Source organism: Pseudorhodoplanes sp. (genome assembly GCF_050250235.1).
Classification (GTDB): domain Bacteria; phylum Pseudomonadota; class Alphaproteobacteria; order Rhizobiales; family Xanthobacteraceae; genus Pseudorhodoplanes.
In genome coordinates this window covers 21097-34964 of record NZ_JBFWPA010000011.1, presented here as the reverse complement: position 1 = coordinate 34964, position 13868 = coordinate 21097, and the positions used below count along the sequence as shown (strand labels likewise).

9 protein-coding genes and 2 pseudogenes are annotated in these 13868 nt (G+C 59.2%); 8 read left to right on the top strand and 3 right to left on the bottom strand.

The genetic code is table 11. The annotated features are described in order from the left end of the window. The first annotated feature begins 136 nt into the window (after window positions 1-136). The 6 genes from AB7F49_RS07510 to selD all read left to right on the top strand — a co-directional run bounded on the left by AB7F49_RS07510 (window position 137) and on the right by selD (window position 8827). Window positions 137-2182: an adenylate/guanylate cyclase domain-containing protein gene (locus AB7F49_RS07510; RefSeq protein ID WP_428521212.1), complete on the top strand. Its 2046-nt coding sequence runs from the start codon at window positions 137-139 to the stop codon at window positions 2180-2182. Window positions 2183-2345: 163 nt separating this feature from the next. After that, complete coding sequence (locus tag AB7F49_RS07505) at window positions 2346-3551, top strand: DUF3734 domain-containing protein (RefSeq protein ID WP_428521211.1); 1206 nt, start codon at window positions 2346-2348, stop codon at window positions 3549-3551. Between the two features lie 241 nt (window positions 3552-3792). Then, window positions 3793-4254 carry a DUF6789 family protein gene (locus AB7F49_RS07500; RefSeq protein ID WP_428521210.1) on the top strand — a complete coding sequence of 154 codons (462 nt, stop codon included), beginning with the start codon at window positions 3793-3795 and terminating at the stop codon, window positions 4252-4254. Window positions 4255-4397: 143 nt separating this feature from the next. Further along, window positions 4398-5669, top strand: a complete 1272-nt coding sequence (locus AB7F49_RS07495) for a radical SAM protein (RefSeq protein ID WP_428521209.1) — start codon at window positions 4398-4400, stop codon at window positions 5667-5669. A 67-nt stretch (window positions 5670-5736) separates the two neighbouring features. Further along, window positions 5737-6531 (top strand): DUF547 domain-containing protein, encoded by a 795-nt coding sequence (locus AB7F49_RS07490; protein ID WP_428521270.1) that lies wholly within the window; start codon window positions 5737-5739, stop codon window positions 6529-6531. 28 nt (window positions 6532-6559) lie between these two features. Beyond that, window positions 6560-8827, top strand: coding sequence for a selenide, water dikinase SelD (selD, locus tag AB7F49_RS07485; RefSeq protein ID WP_428521208.1), 2268 nt, complete (start codon window positions 6560-6562; stop codon window positions 8825-8827). A gap of 73 nt (window positions 8828-8900) precedes the next feature. Here the strand turns inward: selD and AB7F49_RS07480 are convergent. The 3 genes and pseudogenes from AB7F49_RS07480 to AB7F49_RS07470 all read right to left on the bottom strand — a co-directional run. Further along, window positions 8901-9278 (bottom strand): annotated as a pseudogene (locus AB7F49_RS07480) (deiodinase-like protein); the annotation flags it as partial. Window positions 9279-9290: 12 nt separating this feature from the next. Continuing rightward, entirely contained in the window at window positions 9291-9581 is a 291-nt protein-coding gene (locus tag AB7F49_RS07475; protein WP_428521207.1) for a hypothetical protein, read from the bottom strand. Window positions 9582-9934: 353 nt separating this feature from the next. Beyond that, window positions 9935-10714 (bottom strand): IclR family transcriptional regulator, encoded by a 780-nt coding sequence (locus AB7F49_RS07470; RefSeq protein WP_428521206.1) that lies wholly within the window; start codon window positions 10712-10714, stop codon window positions 9935-9937. A gap of 144 nt (window positions 10715-10858) precedes the next feature. Here AB7F49_RS07470 and AB7F49_RS07465 point away from each other — a divergent pair, with 144 nt between their 5' ends. Beyond that, the gene (locus tag AB7F49_RS07465; RefSeq protein ID WP_428521205.1) at window positions 10859-11842 is read left to right on the top strand and encodes a Bug family tripartite tricarboxylate transporter substrate binding protein; all 984 of its coding nucleotides are present in this window, start codon (window positions 10859-10861) and stop codon (window positions 11840-11842) included. Then, window positions 11839-13686: pseudogene (locus AB7F49_RS07460) on the top strand (NAD-binding oxidoreductase); the annotation flags it as partial. The gene AB7F49_RS07465 and the pseudogene AB7F49_RS07460, both read left to right, overlap by 4 nt. Window positions 13687-13868 lie beyond the last annotated feature (182 nt).

Sequence of the window (13868 nt, the reverse complement as noted above, 5' to 3'; positions counted from 1 at the left end):
GACATGCTCATAATTCATTGGCTTCATGAAGTGAGAGACGTAAACCAACAGCGCTCTCTATTGGTTCGGAGGGACACACGCCGGATAATTGATAGGCTGTTGGCCCGGTCCTTCACTCTTTTAACTTGATCGAGCCATGCAGATCAGCATTCGCGATGTCCTGATCGCATTTGCTTTTGCCTGTATTGTTCCTGGCGTGGTCGTCACCCACCTGCTCTGGAAGCGGACCGCGGATGTCGGAAACCAAAGGCTCTTGGAGAATGTGGAGCAACAGATCTCCGACGCCGTGAAGCGGGAGCTGGGAGCGCTGATCCTGAATGCAGAGAGCGCATATGGCGCGATCAGAACAATATTTCTTCAGAATGTTATCGAGCCGAACGAGGCCGACAAACGTGAGTTTGTCTTTTTATCTCAATTACAAGCCCAACCGACGCTCTCATGGATCGCCTTTGGCTGGCCCGACGGGACTTTCTTTGCCTCCCACAAACTCGGAGCAGGTTCAATTGAGATGATGGAAATTGAGCTCGAAAACCACGTATCGAAACGACGCGTTGATACATATCGTGTTATTACTGGCGATATCGAATTCGAACGACGCGTGCGTGTTCCGACAGACTATCGCGTCACAGAGCAGCGTTGGTATCGCGCTTCCTTCGAGTCAGAGGGGCCGGCTTGGTTCATTGTTAGCGAGGTCGCTGACTATACCAAGGACGCAATCTCATTTGCAGGCCCGATCGAAATCTATCAGAAGCGACATGGCGTTCTCGCCGTTTCAATCGAACTCAGTCGGATCTCCCGATTTCTTGCAAGTCTTGAGGTTGGCCGTGCCGGAGCGGCCTTCATAATCGCTTCGGACGGTCGCCTCCTTGCGTGGCCAGACCCGGCTGCCGACGAAACGCGACAGTCCGGGTTCCAGTCCCATCCGCTTGTTGCGCTGGTGCTTGGACTGGCGGCACAGATGGGCAAGACTCCGGCGTCCGCGCTACAAGCCGATCGCGTGCGACAAGAGCTAAACGGTGAGTTCTACAATACTCGACTCATTCCGCTTGGATTTAAGGGATGGGTGGTTGCCGTCGTTATTCCAGAAGGAGAGTTCCTTGCAGACATAAAGAGAACCGAAACCCGCCTGATCGCTCTACTCGCTATCGTAACTTTAATTGTAGCCGCCGGCGCGGTCATGCTCGCGCGCCGACTGGCGCAACCGCTTCAGTCGCTGGTAGCGGATTTTGGCAAGGTCGAGCGCCTTGCATTTGAGAGACCCGAGCGGGCTTTGTCCAGGATCAATGAACTGAACCAGCTGACGTTAGGGCTGGGACGCATGGTGGTCGGGTTGTCGGCATTCGCCAAATACGTTCCCAAGGATCTTGTCGCGCAACTAATTGCGGCTGGCGTGGAAGCCAAGCCCGGGGGCGCGGTGAGGCCTGTTACGGTCATGTTCGCGGACATGCCGGGATTTACGCACCTCTCCGAGAAATTGGGGAACGACGTAATTCCGGTTATCGGAGCATTTCTGGATGCCGCCACCACGGCGGTTGAGGATCAGAAGGGGACAATTGACAAGTTTGTCGGCGATTCGGTGATGGCGTTCTGGGGCGCGCCTCGCGACGAAGACGATCATGCCTTCCATGCCTGCAAGGCAGCGTTAGAGATAGAGCACAAGCTCAACCGTCTTCAGAGCAGCGGCGGTCCCGGCCAACCGATTGGAGTGCGTATAGGTATCAACACTGGCGTAGCTGTTGTCGGCAATATCGGAACTCAGTCGCGACTGAATTACACGGTATTGGGGGACACTGTAAATCTGGCCAGCCGCCTCGAAGCAGCCAACAAGCTTTATCGCACCTCTATCATTGTCGGCGAAGAGACCGCCCGTCGGGTCGCGAACCGAGTGATCATGCGAGAACTCGACCGAATCGTCGTCTTCGGTCGCGATCAGGCAACTGCCATCTTCGAACTGATTGCGCTCGGCCAAGGCAACAAGCCTGCCTGGATCGAAATATATGAAACCGCCTTGTGTCACTATCGGAGGCGCGAGTGGGCTTACGCACACACTCTGTTCCGGCGCGTCGTAAGCGAACGAGGGGAGGACTGGCCTTCGGAGGTCTTGTCGGCACGTTGCGAAATATTCGAAAGGGCTCCGCCCCCGTCGGCCTGGGACGGCATCACAGCACTGCAATCCAAATAGCTGAGCAAGCCATGCACTCGACCGCCCGAGCGGACCCACTTCTTCCGCTCCCTACAAGCGGACGTCGGCGGCATCGCTATCGACCTCTGCGAAACCACACGAGCACACCGACCTGAGATCAGAACGCCTTGCAAAGCTTCATGACATACTCGGAGACGATCATATGGCCAACACTCATTCGCCGGCTCGGCCGTCCTCTTACGACAAGCAGGTGGCTCTTGTTCTGCAGGGTGGTGGCGCGCTCGGAAGCTACCAGGCCGGCGTATACGAGGCGCTGGCGTCCTCAGAATACATGCCTGATTGGGTGGCTGGAATTTCAATCGGTGCAATCAATGCAGCAATCATCGCCGGAAATGCGCCGGAAATGCGCGTCGAGCGTCTGCGCCGCTTCTGGGAGGACATCACCGCGCCCACGGCATTCTGGCCCTCTGAATTGAGCGGACCGCTCGCCATGTGGCAACAAAGGGCGGGAGCGCTCGCTGCCCTGACCTTCGGCCAACCCGGCTTCTTTGCTCCCCGAGCGTTTCCGGATTGGCTTTCCTTGCAGAAACCCACCAGCTATTACTCAACCCATGCGCTCAGGGGTACGTTGGAACGGCAGATCGATTTTGACCGCATCAACCATGCCAAAGACATTCGCTTCAGCGTTGGTGCGGTCAATGTCCGGACTGGCACACTTGCCTACTTCGACAGCGAGAAAATCAAGATCCGGCCAGAGCATGTGATGGCGAGTGCGGCACTCCCACCCGGATTTCCGTCGATCGAAATCGATGGCGAGCATTACTGGGACGGCGGCCTGGTCTCGAATACGCCGCTTCAATATGCGCTGGACTATTATCCGCGCCGCAGCAGGTTGTGCTTTCAAGTTGACGTATTTCACAGCCACGGCCACCTTCCGAACAATCTTGAAGACGTCAGCGAGCGCGAAAAGGACATCCGCTATTCAAGCCGAACACGCGTCAGCACGGATGCGTTTCAGCAGAAGCACGACGTGCGTCATGCAATCAACGAACTGTACAAGTTACTGCCAGATGAAATCGCGGGAACGGAACAAGCCAAGCGCCTGTTCGCGTTCGGCTGTGTCACAGAAATGGATATCGTACAGCTGATTTATCGTCCGCTCGATGCTCAAGGACAATCAAAAGACTACGAATTCAGTCGGTCTACGATGAAAGCCCGCTGGAAGCAGGGATTTCTGGATGCCGCCACGACATTGCGCGCCGCTCCATGGCTTGCGCAAAAGCGAAGAGAAGTCGGCGTTCGTGTCTTCGATGTCCTGCACGACATCCTCGTCGCGGGGGCCGGCAAAGCACCCAACGGAACTCGACCCTCGGCGATAGCGATAGCGGCGCGTGAACCAACCACTTGACGACCAAGACATCTAGAGCAGCGATAGAAGCCGGAGCAGCGCTATCTTTTCGACGTCGTAACTTTTTCGGCAACTGAAGCGAATTCGGGTGAAATACTCCTGATCCGTTTGCCGGAGGCACGTCAAGCGGTCGTGATTGCTTGCCGTTTTTTTGAAAATGATCAAATATTTCAATTGCTTGGACGATGTCGGCCGAAGCGCTTTCTTTCTGAACCCAAAGGCGGCGCGAACGGAGGCTGAAATGACTGACTCGAACATCTTGAAAGGCAAGATTGCCGGATTTCTCGCCACAGCGGTTCTGTCGGTCATAATGGTCATGAAGGCCTTGATAGGAGTGATGCCTGAACTTGATGTCATTGCCATGCTGACAAAGATGATGGGGGCATCTTCACCTCTCGCAGGCTGGATCGCCCATTTCGTGATCGGCACCGGATTCTGGGGTGGCCTGTTCGGTCTGCTCGATCCGAATCTTCCGGGCAGCAGTCATTGGCTCAAAGGGATTGTATTTGGAGTCGGTGCATGGCTCCTGATGATGATCGCTGTGATGCCAATGGCCGGAATGGGTTTGTTCGGGATGGCACTCGGGATAATGGCGCCCGTCATGACATTCGTGCTGCATATCATCTTCGGTGCCGTGCTCGGCGGCATCTACGGAGCGCAGCGGCCTGAAGCGGCGAACGAACTTCAAGCAAAGAGCCAGTAACTGCCGAAAAACCTTCAGCAATATCCGATACGAGGTACATTGGCCTGAACACTTCATTTGAACTGTCCTCTTCCCGTGTCGCGTCCGGCGATGACAACGAGTTGTTGACGCGCGATGAGCTACGCCTCGCGCAGCCGACGGCAGTGTCGGCGCGTGACGCGATCGTCTCAGCGCGCGGTGTGATGCACGCGACCGGTCAATGGGACGCCAGCCAGTTCATGGGACGCCGCTGGCCGATCGGTTGTGTTGCGCTGGAAATCACCCAGCGCTGCAATCTCGACTGCACCGCTTGCTACTTGTCGGAACACTCCGAGGCGGTCAAGGACATCCCGCTCGCGGAGTTATTCCGCCGGATCGACATGATTTTCGATTACTATGGACCCGGCACCGGGGTACAGGTCACCGGAGGTGACCCTACCCTCCGTAAGAAAGACGAGTTGATTGAAGTCGTCCGGCGTATCGCCGCCAAAGGCATGCACCCTGCGCTCTTCACCAACGGCATTCGCGCCAAACGCGAATTGCTAATACAACTTGCCGCTGCCGGTTTGGTAGATGTGGCATTCCACGTCGACATGACGCAACAGCGACGAGGTTTCGATAGCGAAGCGGCGCTCAATGCGATCCGGCAGGATTATATCGAGCGAGCGCGCGGCTTGCCGATCGCAGTAATGTTCAACACCACGGTGACCGACGACAATTTCGAGCAAATCCCGGACGTAGTCGCCTTTTTCGTAAAAAACAGCGACGCGGTCCGCCTGGCATCATTTCAGCTTCAAGCCGACACCGGACGCGGGACTCTCGGCCTCCGCCATGAAGCAATCACGTTGAAATCGGTCCAGAAGCGGATTGAACAGGGTGCTCAAACCCCGCTCTCGTTCGATACAGCCCATATAGGGCACGCCAGGTGCAATCGATACGCAATGGCGTTTGTCAGCAATGGCCGCGCTTACGATGCGCTGGATGACGTCCGGCTGTTTCAGGCAGTGCTTGAAGGAACGGCGCTTCGCAGTTTTGATCGCCGAAGCAAGGTCAATTCGGTGCTCAGCTTCTTGATTGGGCTCTTGAAGCGCCCACGCCTATGGCCAGCTTGTGTCGCATGGACTGGCCGGAAGCTGTGGCGCGCAAAAGTTGATCTCATTGCCGGGCGGGGGCGTGTGCATAAGCTGTCCTTCTTCATGCACAATTTTATGAACGCCTGTTCGTTGGAAAAACAACGTATCGACGCCTGTTGCTTCATGGCCGCAACGCAGACTGGTCCGATCTCGATGTGCCTTCACAACGCAAAGCGCGATGAATTTATCCTAGCACCACTTCGCATAGGCCGTGGACTAGATGGTCCATTATGGAATCCCCTAACAGGCACCGTCTCCCACAATGGCGACACGTCGCCGGTCTCCGCCACTCCTGCCAAGTGACGATCTATCCGCAGACATAATCGCCACTGAAAGGTGTTGGGACTCTCTGTGAAGCGGCTTGAGGAACATGATGTCACTCGTACAACGCTTCGAAGCAATGGCCTTTGGCCTGCTGTCGCTGATCCTTTCCATGACTGTTGCTCCCGCTGTCGAGATACAGCCTGCCGATGTGAGCGAATGGGAGGAACTCTGGACCAGGGTGCTGAACGAGTACGTTGACGACGCAGGCCGAATCCATTTCGCCGCTCTTGCCCGCAACCGTGCCGAACTCGATCAGGTCGTCGCCTTCATAGCTGCGAACGATCCGACCAGCCAGCCGGCCAAGTTTCGAAGTCGACAGGCGAAGCTGGCCTACTATATCAATGCGTATAACGCATTGGCGATGTACGGCGTGGTGGACGCGGGGATTCCAACAAGTCTTGGAGGGTTAAACAAAATTACATTTTTCTGGTTACGAACCTTCAAGATTGGCGGAAAGTCGCTCTCGCTTTACAAGTTCGAGAACGACGTCATCAGGCCGATCGGCGATCCCCGCATTCACTTTGCGCTTAATTGCATGGTGGTCGACTGTCCGCGCCTGCCGCGGATGGCCTTCACCGCTGACAAGCTCGAGAGGCAGCTCGACGCGGCAACGCGGACATTCGTCAACGAGAGCCGGAATGTCCGCGCCGAGCCTGAAAAGCAGGAAGTATGGCTCTCCGCGATCTTCAAGTTTTACACGGAAGATTTTCTCGCGCACGACTCGAGCCTTGTCGCGTTTGTCAACCGCTATCGGACGAATAAGCTACCGACCAACTTTGCGACTCGATTTCACGATTACAATTGGACGTTGAACGATCGCGGTTCCGCCGACAGGAAGTGACGAGCAATAACCAAGAGATGCTGCGGGCATGCACGGCATAACGCCTGTTGTCAAAGATATCGTGCTGGTAGGCGCTGGCCACGCTCATGTAACAGTGCTTCGCGCCTTCGGCATGCGCCCAATCCCAGGCGTGCGGCTGACGCTGATCACCCGCGAGGTGCACACACCCTATTCAGGAATGCTGCCGGGCCTGATCGCCGGCGACTACGACTTCGACGAAGCCCACATCGACACCGCGCCGTTGACGCAGTTCGCCGCGGCGCGCCTCTATCAGGACGAGGTCGTCGGACTCGATCCTGCCGCACGCCATGTGATCTGCAGGCATCGCCCGCCGGTCGCATACGACCTGCTCTCGCTCGATGTCGGCTCGACCCCGAATACACAGGCGATCCCCGGCGCGGCCGAGTATGCAATCCCGGTCAAGCCGATCGATGGCTTTCTTGACCGGTTCGAGGGCTTGCTGGCACGCATGCTCGATCGCAAGGGCCACACGCGCGTTGCCGTCGTCGGCGCCGGGGCCGGCGGCGTCGAGTTGATCCTTTCGCTCGAGCGCCGGCTGCGGCAGGAGACGATGCGTGCCGGATACTCGACCGATGGGCTATCATTTACGTTGATCGCGGGCGCCGACGGAATCCTGACGACTTTTCCTGCGGGTTTTCGCGCCCGCTTTCGGGCGGTTTTTTCGGAACGTGACATTGCGATCGTCGACGCGCCGGTCACAGCCGTCGAAGCGGGCCGTCTGCTCCTTGCTGATCTTCCCCCGATCGAGGCCGATGAGATTCTGTGGACGACACAGGCGGCCGCGCCGCGCTGGCTGCAGCAGACCGGACTGCCGCTCGACGAGCGCGGCTTCCTGGTGGTCGACGCATCGTTGCGCGCCCGCGGACACGATACTGTGTTCGCCGCCGGAGATATGATCGCTTTCGCACCACGTACCTTGCCGAAGTCAGGGGTCTACGCGGTGCGTGCCGGCCCGGTGCTCGCCGACAATATCCGCCGCACGCTGTTGGGCCAGAAGCTGCATGACTACCAGCCGCAGGGCAACGCGCTCTATCTGGTCTCGACCGGTGATGCCTACGCCATCGGCACCCGCAACGGCTTCTCATTTCAGGGCAAATGGGTGTGGCGCTGGAAGGATTGGATCGACCGCCGGTTCATCCGCAAATTCAACGAACTGCCTGAAATGAAATTGCCTGAGGTAGCGGACTCGCCCCTGCCCGGCCAGCAATCTAACTCCTTGGATCTGATACGCTGCGGTGGTTGCGGCGCGAAAGTCGGTGCCGCGGTATTATCACGTGCACTCCGCGGCATCGTGCCGGAGCCGCGGCCGGATGTGATGGTCGGACTGGATACGGCGGACGACGCCGCGATTGTCGATACCGGCGGCGACAAGCTTTCGGTACAGACCGTCGACTATTTCCGCGCTTTCATCGACGATCCGTACACGCTTGGAAGGATCGCCGCCAATCACGCGCTCGGTGACATCTATGCGATGGGCGGCGAGGCGCAATCGGCGATGGCGATCGCGACCATTCCGTTCGGACGCGAGGCGAAGGTCGAAGCCGACCTTGCCGCGATGATGATCGGTGCGAACGAGACATTGCGCGCTGCCGGCTGTGCGCTGGTGGGTGGCCACACCAGCGAAGGCGTCGAACTCGCGCTTGGCTTTGCGATCAACGGACTTGTCGCGCGCGACGGCATACTACGGAAGAGCGGCATGCGGCCCGGCGACGCCCTGATCCTAACCAAGCCCCTCGGAACCGGCACGCTTCTGGCCGCCGGCATGCGCGGCAGGGCCAAGGCGCGCTGGGTCATGGCGACGATATCCCACATGATCGAGTCAAACCGAACTGCGGCCGAGATTCTGCGCCGCCATGATGTCCACGCTGCAACCGACGTCACTGGCTTTGGCCTCCTGGGACATCTTGTCGAGATGGTGCGCGCCTCGGATGTCGACGCCACGCTCGCGCTCAACAGCATCCCGGTTCTGGAGGGCGCTCGCGAGACGAGCGCGGGCGGCATTCTGTCGTCGGTGCACGCGCAGAATGCCCTATCGAGCTCCGCAATCCGCGACCCCGATGGGGCACGCGGCCATGCGCTTTATCCGCTGCTTTTCGATCCGCAAACCGCCGGAGGATTGCTGGCGTCAGTGCCTGCCGCCGATGCCAGAGCTTGCGTCGCCGCCCTTCGTAGCGCCGGATACGCTCATGCTGCTGTGATCGGCTTTATCAGCAGCCCCGGCGCCTCAGTGGAACATGTTTCGCTTGATCTGAAAAGCGCCGCTATTGATGCTTGAACCAAAGAACAAAGGACGCGGCCGCACAGAAAAAGGAGCCGCCACATGACGGCTCCTCTACCCACTCGGTATTTCAGGAGATCAATTTTATAAGTGCCTGCTCAAAGGCTTCATCGTCCCAACCGAATGGGCCCTTTTTGCCAGCGAATGCAATCTTGCCATTGGCATCGACAAGGAACATTCGCATTGGCAGCCCGACATACTTATTGTCCACATCGTTATCGATGCGGTCGATCAGCATCGGCATTTTAATGTCGAGGCCGATTTGGCAAGCCGAGGCAACCTCGGTGCGTTCTTCGTCGGTGGTCGGTTCGTAATAATTGATGTTTTCGATCAGGTTATTTGGTACGCGCCAGCCGTCATGCGGATGCGCTTCCCGAATATACACAAGATAGAACCGGACCTGATCTTTATACTTCGCATACAGTTCGTTAAGGCGCACGGCCTTTTTACGAAATGGCGGTCAGGTATAGGATCCAAAAATGATGCCAACGGGCGCACCCTGGAGGTCCGATAACCGCACTTGCTCGCCCGTTCGCTTGCGGTCGCGATCCAGCACATCGGCGACGAAGTCCGGCGCTTCGCTGCCAACCTTCGGCACGATCGCCTCTCGCGCCTTCTCATGGGCCATGTGAGCTTCGAACTCTGCCTCGGTAATATCGGAGATATCGAGCCAAACTTTGCGCCTCTGTTCCATATTCATGGCGCCGTACTCTTCGAGAGTGACGGGACTGTTCGGAGCGTTAATAATCATGGACCTTCTTCTCCTGAGATGAGAGATGTTGCCTTATAAGCTAGCTCAGTAAATGGAGCAGGGCAATATAGACAAGTTGTGAGTTGTGGTAGCGTTGTAAACGCGACTTTCGCAACGATGAGCCGGCTCGTGTTTCGCTCGATCGCTGACGTTTGCGAATTCGGAGCCGCGGAAGCGAGGCGGGCTACGGATAGCGCGCTGCTACGAGTTGCATCTGACTTCCGCCGGGATGAGCTGATAGCCAAAGCGGCGCAGGGCGATGACATGGGCATAACCGGCACCAATCAGCGCGACTTCTTTGGGCTTGGACATTGCCGAACGGCCGCCGCGTTACTTGTTGATCCGCACTTACCCTATCGGCCGCGCAAGAGCGCGGTATATTGCAGGCCGATACTATTGGCGATCTCCTTCAGTTTCGGAACCAGGACCGTGTCGACCTGGCTTTGGGGAAGCGCATCGCGCAGGAATATCAGCGCCATGGCAGCAACCGCCATGTCGCCGGCAAAGACCGGAACGGAAATCGCACGGGTGCCCTCGATCGGCGTGTTGTAATCTTGCATGCCATAACCGCGCGCGAGCGCTTCGGAAATCTTGCGCCGCGTCGTCTTCGCAACATCGGCTCGCTCCGAGGACTTCTCCTGCAACAGGGCGGAGCGGATGATGTCCTCGCGCTGCCGCGGCTTCGACCAGGCAAGCAGCGCGATGCCTGAAGCGGAGTGCAATAGCGGAAACCGCACATGCTCGAACCGCCGCAAATTGATCGGCGCGCTGTCGCGGTTGGACACCTCGATGACCATGGTCGCCCCCTCCCGGACCATGAACTCCGCCGGCCATTTCACAATAGTCGCAAAATCGTTGAGCATACGGCGGATAATTTGCGTGGGCGCGCTCTCGCGGTCGAGTGAACTGAACAGATCGCGGACCCTCGGCAAAAGCCGGTAGCCCTTGTTCTCCGCCCGCTCGACATAACCCGCCGCTCTGAGCGTGTGCAGCAGCCGCACGATCGTCGCCTTCGGCAAGCCCGTGGCGTCAACCAGGATTGAAAGGCTGGCCGGCGAAAATTCATTGACCGCCGACAGCACGGAAAGTCCGCGTTCCAGCGCATGCACGGTCTGCGGTTGATTGCCAGCCATGGGCGGCTCCGGAAGATGAGAACGGTTCCGCTTTTTGGTCCACTGTGCGGACCGATGGTCTATTCTGCTTCCCCTCGTTCGCTTTGTGAAGTCACTATCTTGCCAACCGCCGTAAAGGCGGAGCGACATATCTGGGAGGATGCCATGCAGGTCGGACGTTGGAACCGTCGATCGATTTTAAAGGGCGCGGCGGTGTTGCTGGGAGCGACAGCCGTACCCGGCGCACGCGCGCAGAACCAAAACGCGGTTCGCCTGATTTATCCGTTCGCCGCCGGAAGCGGCGGCGACACCATGGCCCGGATCGTGGCCGAGAAGCTGAATGCCGGTTTGTCAGCGCCGGTGATCGTCGAAAACCGCACAGGTGCGGCCGGGAAAATCGGCGTCAAGTCGGTCGTGACGGCCGAGCCGGACGGCACGACACTGCTTTTTGTGCCAAACCCGCCGGTGTCGATCTATCCACACTCCTACCCAACCCTCGAATACGATCCAGTCCGCGATCTCACGCCGGTATCCTTGATCGCCACCTTCGACGTCGCGCTCGCGGTTTCGTCGAAGAACGACATCAAGACGGTCAAGGAACTGATCGCCTGGGCGAAGGCCAATCCTTCGCAGGCCAATTACGGTTCGCCAGGTGCTGGAGGCCTTGGCCATTTCTTCGCGGTCATGGTCGCAACCGGCACCGGGCTGGACCTCAAGCATGTCAGCTATCGCGGATCGGGAGCGGTCATGACCGACCTGCTCGGCGGGCAGATTCCGATCGCCGTGGTTCCCCTCGGCGATGCGCTTGAACTGCATCGCGGCGGCAAGGCGCGCGTGATCGCGACATCGGGCAACGAGCGGTCGCCGCTCCTGCCTGACGTTCCGACCATGAAGGAGGCCGGCATCAACGCCGAAGGCCAGGGGTGGTATGCGGTCTATGCACCAGCCAAGACGCCGGCCGAGACCGTCAAGCGGCTCAATAAGATCATTGTCGATGGCCTTGCGGACCCAGCAACCAAGGCGAAGGTCCTGGGTTTGAATATGGTCCCGAGAACGTCGAGCCCCGAAGACCTCGCCGCCTTCCGCGATGCGGACAGCGCCCGCTGGGCGCCGGCGGTCAAAGCATCAGGATTCAAACCGCAACAATGAAGCTGTTCTCGTACAAGAACCGCCCGGTTCATCTCGGTCACTATCCGTTGGAACGGCTGCGCCGGACGCCTGCGCCGCCCGACCTTGCCGCGGTTCCGAAGATGGCGCCCGTCTCGTTCGACGACCCGCACAATCCGGAATCGCTCGTCAACGCGATGACACGCTATGTCGGCATGTTCGACGTGGTGCGGGACGGCGCGGTCACGCCGCTACCTGCGGAAATTCCGGACGACCCGCAGGAGCGCTCCGATCATCTGAAGGCGGCCGGCTATTACTACGACGCCACCATGGTCGGCGTCGCCGCTTTGCCGGCCACAGCCCTACTCGATACGCCGATCCGCAATCCGAGCCTGCCGATCCTGGTGGCCGAGCTAGAGAAAGGTCAGCCCAAAAGCTTCGCAGCGGGCATCGATGTGATCTATGCGGACGTGCTGGACGCCGCGCGCAAGACGCTTGGGCCGGTCCCGCATCATACCCACGCGCTGGTCTTCCTGGTCGAATATACTCGCGATCCGACGCCTTCCGAGCCCGGCAGCGACTGGTTCATGGACAGCCAGGCCCAGCGCGCCGGCCTGCTCGCGGCCAATACAGCGATCCTCCTGTCGAGCTATATCCGCCTGCTCGGCTATGAGGCGCGTGCGCATACGGTAACCAGCAGCGATGTCGATCTGAACAAGCTCGCGGTCGCGGCGGGGCTTGCGCATGTCACCTCAGATGGTCGCGCAATCGAAAATCCCTATGTCGGGCGCCGCTTCGGCCTCGCCGCCGTGACCACGACGCTCGCCCTCGCACCGGACCTGCCGCTCGCCGCGCCGCGTGTCCTTGACCGGCTTCGCAGCCACGGACCCGCCTGGTGGCTCGGCAAGGGGACCACCAAGAACGCCTTCAACAACGTGCCCTATAGCCGGCGCCCGTTCCATCTCGGCGCCTATCCGTTCGAAAAGCTGAAGCGGCGCGACAAGACCACGACCTTCATCGACGAACCGCGCGTGCCGCGCTTCCCCAAGCGCGCCGATTTCTTTGCCCGTGCCGTATTCGGCGACATGGGCAAGGAGATGCAGAACAACGCCAAGGGCGGCTTCTATGTGCAGAAATCCGCCATCGGCGCCTGCGCGCGGCGTGCGCTCGGCGCGCTGCTGCTGCTGCAATTCGGTGAGGCGCGCGGGCCGGTGTCAGCTTCGGTCGCCGATCCTCGGCGCAACGCCGCGAATGTGAAGGCGGCCTCCTATTACATGGCAACGGACGCGGTTGGGCTCTCGCGCTGTCCAGAATGGGCGTATTACAGCCACGACGCTGCCGGCAACGTGATGAAGCCCTATCACAAGAATGCGGTGTCGATGCTCTACGACCAGGGGCATGAGACCTTCGAGGGCGCTAGCGGCGACGACTGGATTTCCGTTGCCCAAAGCATGCGCGCCTATCTGCGCTTCTCGCTTCTGGGTGGCGTGATCGCCGAGCAGATTCGCAGGCTCGGCTATTCGGCGCGCGTGCATACCGTGCTGGATGGCGACGTGCTGCAGCCGCCGCTGCTGCTGCTGTCCGGACTGGGCGAGGTCTCGCGCATCGGCGAGGTGATCCTCAATCCCTATCTCGGACCGCGGCTCAAATCGGGCATCGTCACCACCGACATGCCGTTCAGCTACGACAAGCCGCTCGATTTCGGGCTTCAGACCTTCTGCAACAACTGCAACAAATGTGCGCGCGAATGCCCGTCGGGTGCGATCACCGCCGGGCCGAAGCTGATGTATAATGGCTATGAGATCTGGAAATCGGATGCGGAAAAATGCGCGCGCTACCGGATCACAAACCAGGGCGGCGCGATGTGCGGCCGCTGCATGAAAACCTGCCCGTGGAATCTGGAAGGGTTGTTTTCCGAAGCGGCGTTTCGCTGGGTGGCGATGCGCTTTCCGGGCGCGGCACGCTGGATTGCATGGCTTGACGATCGCCTGGGTCGCGGCGGCATCAATCCGGTCAAGAAATGGTGGTGGGATATCGATCTCGATCGCGCCACCGGGCAGCACAAGCG